Source organism: Acidovorax sp. SUPP2825, assembly GCF_030158995.1.
Taxonomy (GTDB): Bacteria; Pseudomonadota; Gammaproteobacteria; order Burkholderiales; family Burkholderiaceae_C; genus Paracidovorax.
The window spans coordinates 349998-363992 of sequence record NZ_BQXK01000003.1 but is presented as its reverse complement, the minus strand read 5'-3'; the positions used below and the strand labels follow the sequence as shown (position 1 = coordinate 363992).

Sequence of the window (13995 nt, the reverse complement as noted above, 5' to 3'; positions counted from 1 at the left end):
AGGGTCAGGTAAGGCGCAGCGAAGCTCCATTCTTCATCGCTGACGTCTGTTGGGTAGGGCTTGCGGGGCATCTGCAAACTCTACCCTTGGCTTCGCTCTCACGGAGCAAAGTTCATAACACGCTCTAAGCTTTGATAGCCAGTCTGGTGGGGAGGCATTGGCAAGGGTAGTGCAAACGCTATTTTCTTCGTCAATTAATATGCTAAGCCCGAATAGACTCCTTGCTGCAGCTGAGTGTTGTTTTGTTTGATCAGCGAATTGCGAATTTTCTTGCCTAGGGAAGCTCTGCACAAAACACGCACGAACGTGCTGATGCCCTGAGCCAGTTGGAATGCGATGCGGCCAACCCCTGCTTTATCTCAGCTCCGGTGCCTGTGGCACCGAACTGGCGGCCTGAATGGCCGGTTTGGCGAACTGCGGGCGCACTCATGCCGAGGCTCCCAGCAGTTTGCGCCGCACCATCCAGAGATTGGCCAGCGCAAACAGCGTGTGCAGCTGCGCGGTGTTCTTGGCCAGCCCTCGGTAGCGCACCTTGATGTGGCCGAACTGGCGCTTGATCACTCGGAACGGGTGTTCCACCCGCGCCCGAATGCTGGCCTTCACGCGCTCCAGTTTCCCGGTCAGGGCCTCGATCGGTTTGGCCGGGTCGAGCAGGCGACGTTTGCCGGGCCGCATGGCGATGTGCCAATTCACGTCGCGCCTGGCATCTGGGCGTTGGCCCGCGCCTTGGTAGCCGGCATCGGCATAGACATCCCGGTCGCTTGCGCGCACCAGACTGTTGGCCTCGATCACATCATTGACCGCGCCACTGGTGCCGCGCACGGTATGCACCAGGCCCGAGTCGGCGTCCACTCCGATATGGCACTTCATACCGAAGTACCACTGCTGTCCCTTGCGGCTTTGTTTCATCTCCGGGTCGCGCTCTGCGCTGCTGTTCTTGGTCGAGCTGGGTGCTGCGATCAAGGTGGCATCCACCACCGTGCCGCTCTTGAGCATCACGCCCTTGGCGCTGAGCAGATCGTTGACGGTCTGCAGGATTTGCGCAGCCAATTTGTGCTTCTCCAGCACATGCCGGAACCGAAGGATCGTGCTCTCGTCGGGCAGCCGCTCGTCCCAGCCTTCAAGCCCTGCGAACTCGCGGAACACCGGCATGTCGTGCAGCACTTCTTCCATCGCCGGGTCGCTCAGCGCGAACCACTGCTGCATGAAATGGATACGCAACATGGTCTCGCACGGGAACGGAGGACGCCCCCGCTTGCCTTCGGGCAGGTACGGCGACACCAGGGCCACCAGTTCGGCCCACGGTACGACCTTCTCCATCTCATCCAGGAATTCCCGCCGCCGCGTTCGCTTCGCCGTCATTCCCAAGCCCAGGCGGTGCTGCTTCATGTGACTTATCGTCTCAGTGCTTCACGCCGGTGCCAAGGATGCCGTGGGGCGATTTATGCAGACCTTCCCTAAGCGTCCTTTTAATTCTGAAATCAGTTGTGCTTGATGATTTTTTTATTCAACAAGATTATGTCGCAATGTTTTTTTGAGGAGAAGTTTTGTACTCTGTCTTGCAAATGAATGTGGTCTGATTCATTCAAATCCATTTCATGTGCTGCATTTAAAAAGAATATCCCTAGGGCGCGAAAGGCTTCAGGCGTCGCGTGTAACGTTATTTCGTCGATTTCAATGCTTTCTTGCTGATCTTTTTCGGTTGCAGTTGCGTTAAAAGGAGGTAGTTTAGTCATTGATATTAAAACCTTTATCCTTGAGATACTTCTTTTCCGCTTTCGTCAAATCAGACATGTCTCCTCTTGATCCGTGGCTTTGTGATCCGTCTTTATTGATAACTATCTCTTTTTTTCTCGAAGGGCACTGGCAATGGGCATGTGTCTGTTGATTTGTATTTTCGACGTGAGGCGGGTCAATTCGAACCCTTCCCTGGCCGACTTTTTCCCAGCGTCCGGATTTTGCAAGCCCCCACGGGTCTAGCCAAATTAATGAATTGGGAGCATATTGAAATAAATTGGTCCCGCCAGATAAACCAATGGGATCTTGACTTGCAAACCTACCTACGGCCGGATCGTAATACCTGAACCGGTTGTAATGCAGCCCGGTTTCCTCATCGAACTGCTGCCCCTGGAACCGGAAGGGTTGCTCAATGGGCGGGAGGATGGATGAACGGGCGCCGGCACCGTTGCTCTGGTCCGTTCCCGGTCCATGCCCCATTCGACGCTGGATAAGGCCGCCATCCGTTCCTGTCCTCGCCACGGTCCGCAGAGTGGCCTCTCCCCACACCTTGTAATCCGCCGCCCAGGCGATGTGCCCTTGCGCATCCGTCAGTTCCAACGGCGCCCCGATCTGGTCGCACTGGTACCAGTAGGTGTGCCGGTTTTCCTCTGTACCTTGGATGCTGGCCAGCGGCACGAAGCTGTCGGGCTCGTACACGAACAGCGCCTCCTTGCCGCCCCGTTGGCTGTGCACCATCAGGTCGCCATCCCACAGGAAGTGCGTGGCGCCGAACGAGTCCGCCTTGGACACGCGCCGTCCCAGCGCGTCATAGGCATAGCGCGTGGTTTGCGTGACCCCATGGCGCGTGGTGCTGGCCTCCACCAGTTGGTGATCGGCATTCCAGCGCAGCTGGACCACCTCATGGTGCCCCGCTTTCTGATTGCCCCGCGTGCGCTTCGTCACATTGCCGTGCACGTCGTACTCGAAGTGCAGGTCCTGGTAGAAGCGCAGGCGGTTGTCACCGACCACGCCCAGGCCGGCCCGACCGTTGGCCGCATTTTGTCGCCCGACCTGCGCATCGTCGCCATCCAGCAGATTGCCCGCTGGATCGAAGGCGAACAGCTCGCGCGGCTGGTGGCTGCCAGCCCCGGGCAGGGCGGCCAGGATGCGGCCGGTAGGGTCGTAGCGGAAGTCCTGGCGCCCGCGCAGGGTGTCGCCCCGGGCCACCAGTTGGCCCGAGAGGTCGTAGGCATAGGCCCGCTCCAGCACCGTTCCCGCCCGGCTGTTTTGCACATTGCCGCTGGGGCGGTGGCCGGCGCGGTGGTGCACCAGCCGTCCCGCAGGGTCGTACTCGTAGCGGCTGGATACGGCCCCCTGGCTGCGCTCGACCTCGCGGTGCAAGGAATCGCGTTCCATGTCGGCGATGACCTGGTGCGCGCCTTCCTGTCCGGGCAGCGCGATGTTGATCTGGTGCAGATGGCCGGAGCCGTAGAACAGCCAGTTCAGCGTGCGCCCATCGGGCAGCAGCGTCTGCGTGCGGTTGCCCAATGGGTCGTACTGATGGCGCAAGCTGCGCTGCATGTCCTGACGGCCGGCCGTTGCTGCTCGGCCTATCCGTGGCGGCATACCGGGGCCACCCTGGCCGATGAGCGTCTGCGTTTCGCTCAGGAGCTGCCCCACGGGGTCGTAGGCGAAGGCCAGGTGGGCCGCGCCATTGTTCGCCTGGGTCAGCCGGCCCAGCGCGTCATAGCGGTAGGTGGTCTCCTCGGGCGGACCTTCGTGTCCCTGGGCACGCTTGGCCAGCAGCCGGCCCAGCGCATCGCGCTCGAAGTGGGTGACCTTGCCCGGCCCGGCCTCGCTGCCGCCCGCCTCGATCAGATGGGTCAATTCGCTCGCCGCGTTGTACACGTAGCGCTGCCAGCGGCCATCGAATCCGATCTCGTCGGTGAGCTGGTCGCGCAGGTTGTAGCGGAAGGTGGTCTGCGCACGGTTCTCGTTATCGAGGGCGATCAGGCGGCCCGCGCGGTCGTAGTGGTAGGCCAGGGTGCGTCCGGCGGCGTCGGTGCGGGTCAGAGGCCGGCCCACGCCGTCGTAGGTGTAGCGCGTCGTGGCGCCCAGCGGATCGGTATAGGCCAGCAGGTGGCCTTCGCCGTTCCAGGTGTACTGGTGCAAGGCGGTGGCGCTGTCCGTGCCGGGCTCGGCCACATGGACGAGCCGGCCCGCGCGGTCGTAGGTGTAGCGCGTTGCCTGCCCCAGCGCATCGGTGCGCTGCACCAACTGCCCCAACGCGTCGTAGGCAAATCGCGTGGTGCGGCCCGAGCAGTCGGTGTAGGCAATCAGGTTGCCCGCCTCGTCCCAGCGCAGCACCTTCTTGCCGCCCTTGGCATCGATCACCTCCACCGGCCGGCCCAGGCCGTCGTACTGGTAGGCCGTGGTCTGCCCGAGCGGATCGGTCATCTGCACCAGATTGCCATGGCGGTCGTAGGCACGCCGCCACTCGAAGCCCATCGCATCGCGCAGCGTCGTCACCAAGTCCATCGCGTTGTACTGCAGCGCAGTGGACTGCCCCAGCGCATTGACGAGTTGCACCACGTTGCCCCGTGCGTCGTGGCGCAGCGTGGTGCGCCGGCCCAGCGGATCGGTGCTCCCTTTGGCCGTGCCGGTGGCATCGAACGGCGTCTCTTCCCTCAATTCCTCGGGTGTGCCCTCGGCAGTGACGGTGGCCACGATGTTGAAGCGCGCATCCCAGTGGTACGCCGTCACGCGGCCCAGGCCATCGGTGTGGCGGGTGATGCGTTCGTGCGGCAGGTAGGCGAAGCGGTCATCGTCCTGGCCGGGGATGGGCGCATCGGCGCACCAGGAGCGCAGCACGCGGCCTTGCGGGCCTTCCGCGTCGTACTGGGCGAAGTAGCGGTGGCCGCTGGCCTTGCGGTAGCCGACCAGCACGCCCGAGCGCCAGGCGTACTGGCGGTAGGGCAGGTTGCCGTGGTGCGTGGCGACGAGCTGGCCTTGCGCGTCGTAGGCATAGCTGGCCAGTACCTGGGGCGCGGATTGGCCGGGCGCCAGCAGTTCGACGGTGGCCAGGCGCGCGCCACCCAGGGGATCGGTGGGCAGGGCATCGGGGGTGTGCGGCGTCCAGGCCAGCCGCACTTGCCGCCCCGCCGAATCGGACAGGCCGACCAAGCGCGGCAGCGCGAAGGGAGACGCAAACGACCCTGCACTGGCCACACTGACGCCGCCATCGGCCATGGCCTGCTCGCGGGCCTGCCGCGCGCTCCAGGTCAGCACCTCGCCCGTGGCGGTATCGGTGTCGCCCGCCGCCCAATGCAGTGCCACGGCATTGCCGTTGGCATCCTGCAGCCGGGCCAGCGGCAGCCGCCATTGCTCAGGCGCATGCTGGCGGTAGTGGTGCTCCAGTCCGCCCTTGTGCGCGATCACCCACAGGCCGTCCTCTGGATGGCGCACGGTGAACTTCTCATACGGGTCGAACCATTCGCCGCCCAGGGCGACGTGGGGCAACGGCACATGGCGGCCCGCCTCGTCCAGCAGCACCATGCCGTCGGCCGACAGGCGCAGCTCCTGCGCCATCGGATGGCTCCAGCCGCGGCCCCAGGGGCCGTCCTCGGCGAGCCCCGAGCGGTAGCGGCGGCGCCAGACCAGGGCGAGCTCAGGGGAAGGACCGGGCAGGGTGAAGTCGGTCTCGTCCATGAGTTTTTGGCCGCTGGACAGGATGACCGGCCCGCCGATGGCGCACAACTCGCACCCGCCCTTGCCGTTGGGATCCTGGCGGTTGCTGTGTTCCTTGGTCTCGTGCGTGTCGTTCTTGCCCTGGCTCTTGGTGCTGGTCTTGAACTTCTTGCCCGCCAGGGCGGCCAGCAGCGCGAGGCCCCCGTGCAGCAGCCATTTGGAAAACTGCTTGCGCGCCGCCTCCTTCTGCGGCTCGGTCATATGGGAACTCCAGGTGTCCATCATGGCCTTGAGTTCCTGCGCGGCGGCGACGCCCGCCTCGCCCATCGCGAGCGCCCGGTCAGCCACCACGGCGCCCCCCATCACCTGCCCGATCACGGGAATGCCCTGGGCCGCAGATGCCGCCATCGACAGGGCCAGTCCGGTGTAGGTGGACGGGTCCTGCAGCAACTCCATGGCCTGTTCGATCTCCTCCTTGGCGGCGTCCGTGAAGTGAGCCGCGGTCATGCCGCCCAGCACGTCGGTGGTGTTGTGAATCAACTGCTGGGTCTCGGGCGCCAGCTGGCTCAGGATGGAATTGGTGAGGGTGATCACGCCGTTGACCACCATCTCGCCGCCTTCGTGCACCACGGATTTGACGTAGGTGACGTGCTCGTTCACCCGGTCACGGACATTGGTGAACCAGCCCACGATGGTGCTGGCGGGATCGTGCTGGCCCTGGTCCATGGCGCCGTAGCGGTTGGACATGTCGGTGCCGTGTTCATGGATGGTGCCCAGCGGGATCTGGATGGCCTTGCTGTTGTTGCGGTGCCAGGCCGTGCCCTGCTTGCCGCTGGGCTTGAGCTTGACGTAGGTCCAAGGATCGAACGTCCAGCCGTCGGCCACCTGCGTGATCGCGCCTTCGCCCCCGCTGAATATGTGCGTGCCCATGGTGTTTACCTCCCTTGGCCGTCAGCCGTTTTTTTCGTTCTGGAGAAAGCGCGCGGAATAGGTCGTTGCCACCGCGCCCGTGTCATGTCCGTGCGCCGGGGTACGACGGTGTGGGGGCGCCTCTGTACCGATGGTGCGTTCCAGTGCCACGGCCGCTGCTGCGGTGCCCTCGTCCAGCGCCCACGACAGGATGGAGTTGGGCGGTCGCGCATCGTGGCGCAGGCGCTGTGCGGCAAGGGCCCAATGCACCGGGCCCGTGGCGGCACCGACCTGGCCGATCACGGCGGCGGGCTCCCAGTCGATGGGGTTCCATCCTGGCCCCATCCGGGCCCGGGTGGGAATCTGTGCCATCGCCCGCCAGGTGGACCCATCGAAATCCGAGACGGTATAGCCCACGTTGTCCGCTTGCCAGCCCGCGTGGGCCAGTGCCGAGCGCAGTACCTCCTGCAGCGCGCCGGGTTCCGGGTCTTGCTGGGGGCGGCGATGCGCAGTGGCCTGGGCCGCCAGCGCAGGCGGGTGCAGCACCAGCCCGCGGCCGGTGGCGTCCCGCGTGTCCGGAGCGGCCTGCAGCCAGAGGGCAGCGGCGGCTTCGCTGGCGATGCAGCCGTCGGCATGGCGGTCCGTGAGCAACGCACTGCGGGCATGGGCCGCTTGCAGGGTCGCGGTATCGAGCAGGCTGTCCACGGCCATCAGCAGCGCCGTGCCGCATGCCGGATCGCAAGGGCCGAGGGCCTGCAGTGCGGCAAAACCTGCCGTGTGTCCGCCGCGCAGGAAGCGGCAGGGCAGGGCCCGTAGCTTGGAGCTGGCAGCGGGGCCGGCCCAACGGCCCAATTCGACCAAGGCTTCGTGCCAGACCTGCATGTCCTCGCCCTCGCTCAGGCGATCGGGCAGGGCCAGCGCCATGCGGGCGGGAGCGGCCCACTCCGCATCGTGTCCCGGCTGTGCCATCGAAGACACCACGTCGGCCAAGGCGGCACCGAGCAGCCGGGCGAGGCGGGATATGCCCACTGCGCCCGATGTGATCTCCGGGCACGGTGCGGTCGTGATGGCATGCGGGCCGACGCCGGGGTGCGCTGCTTTCCGGAACCGTTTTTGCAGACCCACCCAGGACGCGGCGGACTGCCAGGCACTGGTGCCGGCCGAGGTGACGGCTCCAGCGTGTGCGATGTGCCAAACGCCAGGCGCGGCGGCTGCGGTCGAAAGAGGTGGCATCTCGATGGATCAGGGCAAGGGGGATGGGTTGCGGGGCGCGCGGGCATGGGCCGCGACGTGCGCCAGGCCGATCCGCTCCAGTGCCGGCGGCACGATCACGGCGCGCCAAAGCAGCGAGGCGCGCTGCGTTGCGGTATCCACCAGCAGCGTGTCCCAAAGCAGTTCCTGGGGCGGGAGCAGCGTGCCGCCTGCGGTCTCTGCCTGCACGGTCAGCGCGAGCGGGGGCCACGTGAAATACAGAGGACCCTTTTCCGACATGCCGTGCAGGGCCAAGCAATGGCCCGGGCGGGGGCTTTCGCGCAGTTGCAGCGCATCGGGCGCTGCGTTGTGGTGGCGCGGGTCGAAGTCCTCGGGCAGTTCGGGCGCGCGGGTCGATGCCCAAGTGTCGCCGAAGGTGCCCTGCAAGTCGCGGCGCGGGACGTGGTGGGGCGGCACATGGCCGAGGGCGATGGGTTCGAGGGTGTCGTCCCAGGCGGTGATGGCGCGGTTCAGCGGTTCGATCCACGGCAGCGATGCGCCTTTGGCGGCTGCGGCGCTGCGGTACCAGCCCATGCCCTCCGGGTTGGGCTCGAAGGCATGCACCTGGCCGGTTTGTGGGTCTTTCTCCTGTCCGCCGAAGGCAAAGGGGCGCAGGAGCGGGATGCGCGATGCGGTGGCCTCCCCCGAGGCCCGCAGCCTGCCGATCAATCCAAGTTCGGGCAGCCAGGTGCGTGGAGCGAACGCGCGCAGTTCGATCAGGCGCCGCGATCCACTGGTGCCGAGGTAGTCCACTGCGGCATCGATCCATGGTCGCGGGCAGCCGTCCGGCGCAACGGCCCAGCCATTCACGATCAGGTCGAAGCATGGCTTGGGCGGCACGTACTCGGTCTCCAGGCAGGTCCAGAGTTCATGCCGGCGTGCCACGATGGCAGCAGCCTGGGCCGCTTCCAGGGGCAGGCTGCCGAGCGTCTGGCGCATGCCCTCCCGAGAAATGGCGGCCTGGTCCTTTGCTGCCGCAAGTTGGGGCGGCAGGCCCGCTGCCTCAGCCAGTTGCCACGTTCCCTTGACGATCAGCAAAGCTGCGTTGCGCCGTTCGGCGTCCTGATGCGGAAAGGCTTCAGTGCGAAACGGCGTGTGGTTGAGGATCGGGCAAGTCATGGTGGTGGCGGATCGGCTTGCAGGCTGGCCACCAACTGCACGGTCTCCACCGCGGCCATCTGCCGGGCGGCGAGGTCTTCGTGGGACAGCGTAAACGGACGGTGGGTGGTCGCCGCATGCTCCACGTAGAGCCAGCTGCGCAGCGCATGCCCGACGTCGAAGGCTTGCGTCAGGCGATGGGTCTGCGTGATCGGCTGGCCCGAGCGGATGCGGATGGCATCGAGCGCCCACAGGCGATCCTTGAGTGCAGGATCTGTCCAGTGGGTGATTTGGTCCGGCTCCAGCCCCGTGCAGCCGTTGGCCGCGAACACTTTGCAGGCGAGGGCGCGCAAGGCGCGTTGGCGCTCGTCGGAGGTGCCCTGGGAGTTCACCAGCTCGCCCGGTACGTGGCCGAACACCAGCCGAAGCACGTCGCGCTCGCCCGGCTCCAAGGGCCGCTCCTGCCGTTCGATGAAATCGAGCACCGGCAGCAGCCCCTCGATGCGCCCTGCGAGGGCGGCGACCCGCAGCGCGGTGTCGTTGGGCACCCGAAGCCCTTGCAGGACGGCGCCCAGGGTCGTTTCGGGTTCGCGCGCGGTCCACAGCGCAAGCGCTGCGTCGGCCGCGGCGGCCCAGCCCACGGGGTGCGATTGCTCGGTGGGGCCGTCTGCGGCGGTGATCCGGTCGATGTAGTGCCGCAGTTCCGGCTTCAGCCGATGGCCGCCCATGGTGCCCAGAGCCTGCAGCGCGGTGATCTGCCGGGCGAGGTCCTGACCCTGCAGCACGGCCTTCCATTGTTCTTCGGCCCGGGGGGGCACCTGCCCCATGCGTGCGCAGGCCAGCAGGCACGCATCCGGGTCCGCGCCGCGCACCGCTGCCGCGTGCACCCCGGCGATGTGCTCCGGCAGGGCGAGCCGCCCCGCCAGCTCTACACCGCAGGCCAGCAGGTGCGCGTCCTCCGATGCCAGCAAGTGGCCGCAGGTCGTCGGCGCGGCATAGAACCACAGCGCGTCCCGAACGGACATGGGTTGGGCCGCGAGCAGGCGGGCGATCCACGCCAGACGCACGGACGCATCGGGTTCGTACCGCTCCGCGAGCGCGATGCGCACGAAGGCCGCCCCCGCGATTTCTTCGGGGCGGGTCTGCGCTTGCGCCTCCACGCAGGCCACTTCGTCCAGGCACGCCGGCCCGTAGTAGCGGCAGACGTCCATCAGCGCGTCCAGCCGCTGATCGACGGCCTTGAGGGCCCGGACGGTGTGGGCCTGGCGCAGAAGCCCCGCCCGGCGCCCATAGGCGCGCACGGCGATGCCCATCTGCCGGGCCAGCATGCCGGGCAGTGGAGGGGGCGCGGAAGGGCGAAGGCGAGTGATCATGGGCCAGGCGAAGAAAAGCAAGCAGGCAGCGGCACCGTCGGAAACTCCATCGGAACCGGAAAGGGCGGCCAGGGCATCGCGCAGCGGACGCAGGCGCGACGCATGGCGGCGAACCGGGTCAGTTCAACTCGATGGATCCGCCTTCGATGCGATGGGTTTCGACGGCGGCCGAGGTGATCTGGTGACCCCGGGTCTCGACCGATCCGTCCTGGGAAAACTGCATGCGCGCATCGGCGCAGCGCAGCAGCACGCGGCTCACCGCACTCACGTCCAGGTGGGTCACTTCGAGCGACAGCGCGCCGGTGGCCCGGTCGAACTGCCAGGGCGGTGTGGCCGGCGCGCCGGGGCAGGGCCAGGCGGCGACGACCAGCGAGGGCAGGGGCCTGCCATCCGGTGCCGGTGCTTCCTGGCCGGAACCCAGCGCGGCCAGCACGAACTGGCCTTCGATCACGCCGGGCACTTGAGAGGCCAGTTCCGCGCGGTGTTCGCGGCCCTGGCAGCGAAGGACCACGGTTCCATCCGCATCCTGGCGCAGGACCTGGGCGGGCTGGAGCGACCACGCGGTGGCGGGGTCGGCGGCGGGTCCGTCCGCAGGAGGGGTGCTTCGGAGCATGCGGGAATCAGTTTTCATGTATGCCTCCGGAAAGCGTGGTGACGTCGCTTGCGCCGATGAGGCGGATGCTGTTGCCGTTGACGGTGATGGTGCCGTCGGCCTGGAGGATGAGCGAGCTGGAACCCACCTTCAGGGTGATCGTCTCGGCATCCATGGTGATGCTGGAGCCGGCTCCCCCGCCGCCTTCGCCGCCGCCCGAGGGCGCGGTCACGTTCTTGGCCATGCCGCCGCCGGCATCTCCGCCGCCACCGCCGCCGCCTCCCACGTTGAGGCTGTACTTGGTGCCCACCACCGTGCTTTGGTTGGTGCCGACCTTGACGTCCTGGTCGCTGCCCACGGTGGTGCTCTGGTTCTTGCCCACGATGGTGGCCATGATGGCGCCCACGTTGAGGTTGTAGACCACGCCCACGTTTTCCATGCGGCCGACGCCCACGTTCTGCATCGAGGCGATGCCGATGGTCTCGGTCTTGAACTTGCCGACCTTGATCGACCAGTTGCTGCCGATCTTGTCCTTCTCGTTCCTGCCGATGGTCTTGGTGCGGTTCTTGCCGATGCTCACCGTCTCGTCGATGCCCACGTCCTCGCGCCGGTTGTCGCCGATGCTGATCTTCTCGTCGTGGTCCACCCGCTCGGTGCGGTTGTTGTGCACGGTGATCTTTTCATCGCGGTCCACCGTCTCCGTGCGGTCGCGGTGGATCACGTTCGTCTCGTCCCGGTCGATGGTCTTGCGCCGGTCGTTGCCGACCCACTTGTCCTCGTCGTTCTCGACCTCGGTGAGCTGGTCCTTCTGCGCATGCAGCCACAGCTGCTCGGCCCCGGCCTTGTCTTCGAAGCGCAGCGCGTTCGCGTCGCCGGCGCCGTTCTTGAGGCCCGGGCCGAAGGCGCCGCCCTTGCTCGATTTGGTCTTGATGCCCGACTGCGTCGCGTTGCCGGGCAGGCCCCAGGGGGGCATGTTGTCGGCGTTGTAGACGCAGCCCAGGATGATGGGGTAGTCCGGGTCGCCGTTCAGGAAGTCGACGATCACCTCCATGCCGATGCGCGGAATGAACACGTTGCCGAACTGCGGCCCCGCCCAGGTGGAGGACACGCGCACCCAGCAGCTGGAGTTTTCGTCCATCGCCCCGATGCGGTCCCAATGGAACTGCACTTTCACCCGGCCGTACTGGTCGGTCCAGATCTCCTCGCCCGGCGGGCCCACCACCACGGCCGTCTGCGGGCCCGTGGTGCGAGGGCGGGGCGTGGCGACGACGGGGCGGTAGGGCATGGCGGTGGGGTGCACCTCCATCGCAAAGCGCTGGATCGAGCCGCCCTGGGTCTGGCCCACGCCGTTCAGGCCCAGGCTGGCCTGGGCGTTTTCCTCCAGGTAGTACTCGACCGACACCACCAGGTACTGCTGGTTCTGGTCTTCGCGCGGGTAGTTGTCCAGCACGATGGTGTAGCCGGGGGCGATGCTGCGCTTGTTCAACTTCGCCTGGGCGCGGTGGTGGCCGGCCAGGCCGGTTTCCATCTGCAGCCGGGTGTAGGTTTCCCCGTCGGAAAACTCGGTGTAGCCCCCGGGCCATTCGTACCTCTCGTAGCTGTCGTGGGCATGCCCTGGCGGTGACTGGCGCATGTCGGACAGATCGGCGCGCGGCTTCTTGAAATCGTAGTCGTCCAGGTAGGCCCGGCCGGGCTGCACCTGCTGGCCCATGTGCCAGGAAAAGATGTGTTCCCGGTCGGCCAGGGCGGCCTTGCCCGGCGGGTGGAAGGGAATCACGTGGCCGCCCGGCAGCGGGCTGTGCGAGCCCATCACGTCGTCGGCGAACACCAGCGTGTGGCTGCCGGGCTGGTGTTCGAAATACCAGTAAATGCCTTCGGATTCGCACAGCCGTGCGATGAAGGCGAAATCGGTCTCGTGGTATTGCACGGTATAGGGCCGCACGCGATAAGCCCGGGAGAGCTTTTTCTGCATCGGCTGGCCGTATTTCTGCAGCACGCTCTCCACGATATCCGGAACGGTCATTTCCTGGAAGATCTTGAAATCGCTGCGCCGCGTGGCCAGCCACAGCCAGGGGCGCAGCACCATGCGGTAGGCGTAATTGGCCGAGGTGTCCTGGCCCTGCATGCCAAAGCCCGTGGCAATACCGTCCAGGTAACGCCGGCCCAGCCCCTCGGTCTCCACCACGACCGTGGCAGCGAGGCCCAGCAAGGCTTTCGGGTCGATGCCCTTGTTCTTGGAGATCAGGTCGATCTCGAATTCAAACAAAGCGGACAGTGCCTCGCTTCCTTTCAATTGCCTGAATTGCAACGCCTCTCCCAAAGGCGTTTGAATTGTTACGCGGCGATTAGTCATGCGAGAAATTGTTTCTTAGCTTTGAATCGGGTCCGCATTATGCTGGCGAGGCCTGCCCATCGGCACCGCGCGTTTGTGCGGCGCAACAGCCTAAATTGCATCCAGATGTTCGTGGGGTTATCTGCCACTGCGTCCGTTGTGGTTTCAGCGGGGTTGTGGTGGACTGCGAAGTGATCCGGCAGCAGTCGCCGGGTGCTACGCAACCAGATAAAAAGGGAATCCATGGGAGATGCAGTTTTCGGCCCGCAGCGGCCATGCTCGGTGGAGCTTGACGGCGACAGCATTCTGTTCGGCTTCGATCCCGCGTCCACGACCTGGCGGCACGCGCAAACGCCGGCGCAGCGCATTTTGGCCAGGCGCCCGCGCTGGGTGATCGACGACCGCACGGCGGCCGGCCTGCAGGCGTACGACCTGGTGCGGGGCTACGACGCGCCTTTCGACAGTGCGCCGCCCGAGCTTTTCCCCCGCGGGCCGCAGGGCCCGTTCGATACCGAGCCGCACCCGTCGCGCATCGTGGTCCTGCAGGTGGGGGTGAACGACCACGCACGCCCGGGCTTCGACATCGAGGCGTTCGAGGACGATTACCGCGGCCTCATCCGCTGCGTGCATTCGCTGGGGCATGCTGCCGTGGTCACCGGGATCACCCCGGTCTCCGACAAGATCTTCGGCCCCGCGGCCCTCGCCACCATGCAGGCGATCAATGCGGCCATCCGCCGGGTGGCGGCCGACACCCGAACGGTGCATGCGCACTGGGATTCGATGCCGTTCTCGGTGGACAGGGACACGACCGATGGCATCCACCCCACGCAGGCGGCCTCGAACCGCTTGGCCGACCGCCTGACGGTGGCGCTGGAGCGCACCTTCCGGCTGGGCGCATAGCGCAAGCGGCCATGGCCTGCAAGGGCATGGGCAGGGCTGCGGGGTCCGCCGTTGCCAGGGCAGCACAAACCCGCGGGCTGGTGAATTCCCTGCCCGGCGGGCGCCGAGACGGTGATACAAAAACACCAGCGGGC

9 protein-coding genes are annotated in these 13995 nt (G+C 66.3%); 1 reads left to right on the top strand and 8 read right to left on the bottom strand.

What is annotated here, in order from left to right; genetic code table 11:
- Positions 1 to 426 precede the first annotated feature (426 nt).
- From AVAK2825_RS06460 to AVAK2825_RS06425, 8 genes are all read right to left on the bottom strand, one after another.
- Positions 427 to 1389: an IS5 family transposase gene (locus AVAK2825_RS06460; protein WP_284395314.1), complete on the bottom strand. Its 963-nt coding sequence runs from the start codon at positions 1387 to 1389 to the stop codon at positions 427 to 429.
- A gap of 92 nt (positions 1390 to 1481) precedes the next feature.
- Positions 1482 to 1736 carry an Imm32 family immunity protein gene (locus AVAK2825_RS06455; protein ID WP_284395313.1) on the bottom strand — a complete coding sequence of 85 codons (255 nt, stop codon included), beginning with the start codon at positions 1734 to 1736 and terminating at the stop codon, positions 1482 to 1484.
- A complete protein-coding gene (locus tag AVAK2825_RS06450) occupies positions 1729 to 6336 on the bottom strand; it encodes an RHS repeat-associated core domain-containing protein (protein WP_284395310.1) in 4608 nt (1535 codons plus the stop codon). Before AVAK2825_RS06450 ends, AVAK2825_RS06455 begins: the two co-directional genes overlap by 8 nt.
- A gap of 21 nt (positions 6337 to 6357) precedes the next feature.
- Positions 6358 to 7344 (bottom strand): hypothetical protein, encoded by a 987-nt coding sequence (locus AVAK2825_RS06445; protein WP_284395308.1) that lies wholly within the window; start codon positions 7342 to 7344, stop codon positions 6358 to 6360.
- A gap of 213 nt (positions 7345 to 7557) precedes the next feature.
- Positions 7558 to 8685, bottom strand: coding sequence for a DUF2169 family type VI secretion system accessory protein (locus AVAK2825_RS06440; protein WP_284395307.1), 1128 nt, complete (start codon positions 8683 to 8685; stop codon positions 7558 to 7560).
- Positions 8682 to 10037, bottom strand: a complete 1356-nt coding sequence (locus AVAK2825_RS06435; RefSeq protein ID WP_284395306.1) for a hypothetical protein — start codon at positions 10035 to 10037, stop codon at positions 8682 to 8684. Before AVAK2825_RS06435 ends, AVAK2825_RS06440 begins: the two co-directional genes overlap by 4 nt.
- A gap of 118 nt (positions 10038 to 10155) precedes the next feature.
- Positions 10156 to 10668 carry a hypothetical protein gene (locus AVAK2825_RS06430; protein ID WP_284395304.1) on the bottom strand — a complete coding sequence of 171 codons (513 nt, stop codon included), beginning with the start codon at positions 10666 to 10668 and terminating at the stop codon, positions 10156 to 10158.
- Complete coding sequence (locus tag AVAK2825_RS06425) at positions 10658 to 12982, bottom strand: type VI secretion system Vgr family protein (protein WP_284395302.1); 2325 nt, start codon at positions 12980 to 12982, stop codon at positions 10658 to 10660. The genes AVAK2825_RS06430 and AVAK2825_RS06425 overlap by 11 nt, the downstream gene beginning before the upstream one ends.
- Before the next feature lie 222 nt (positions 12983 to 13204).
- Between AVAK2825_RS06425 and AVAK2825_RS06420 the strand changes: the two genes are divergently transcribed.
- Positions 13205 to 13861, top strand: coding sequence for an SGNH/GDSL hydrolase family protein (locus tag AVAK2825_RS06420; RefSeq protein WP_284395299.1), 657 nt, complete (start codon positions 13205 to 13207; stop codon positions 13859 to 13861).
- Positions 13862 to 13995: the final 134 nt, after the last annotated feature.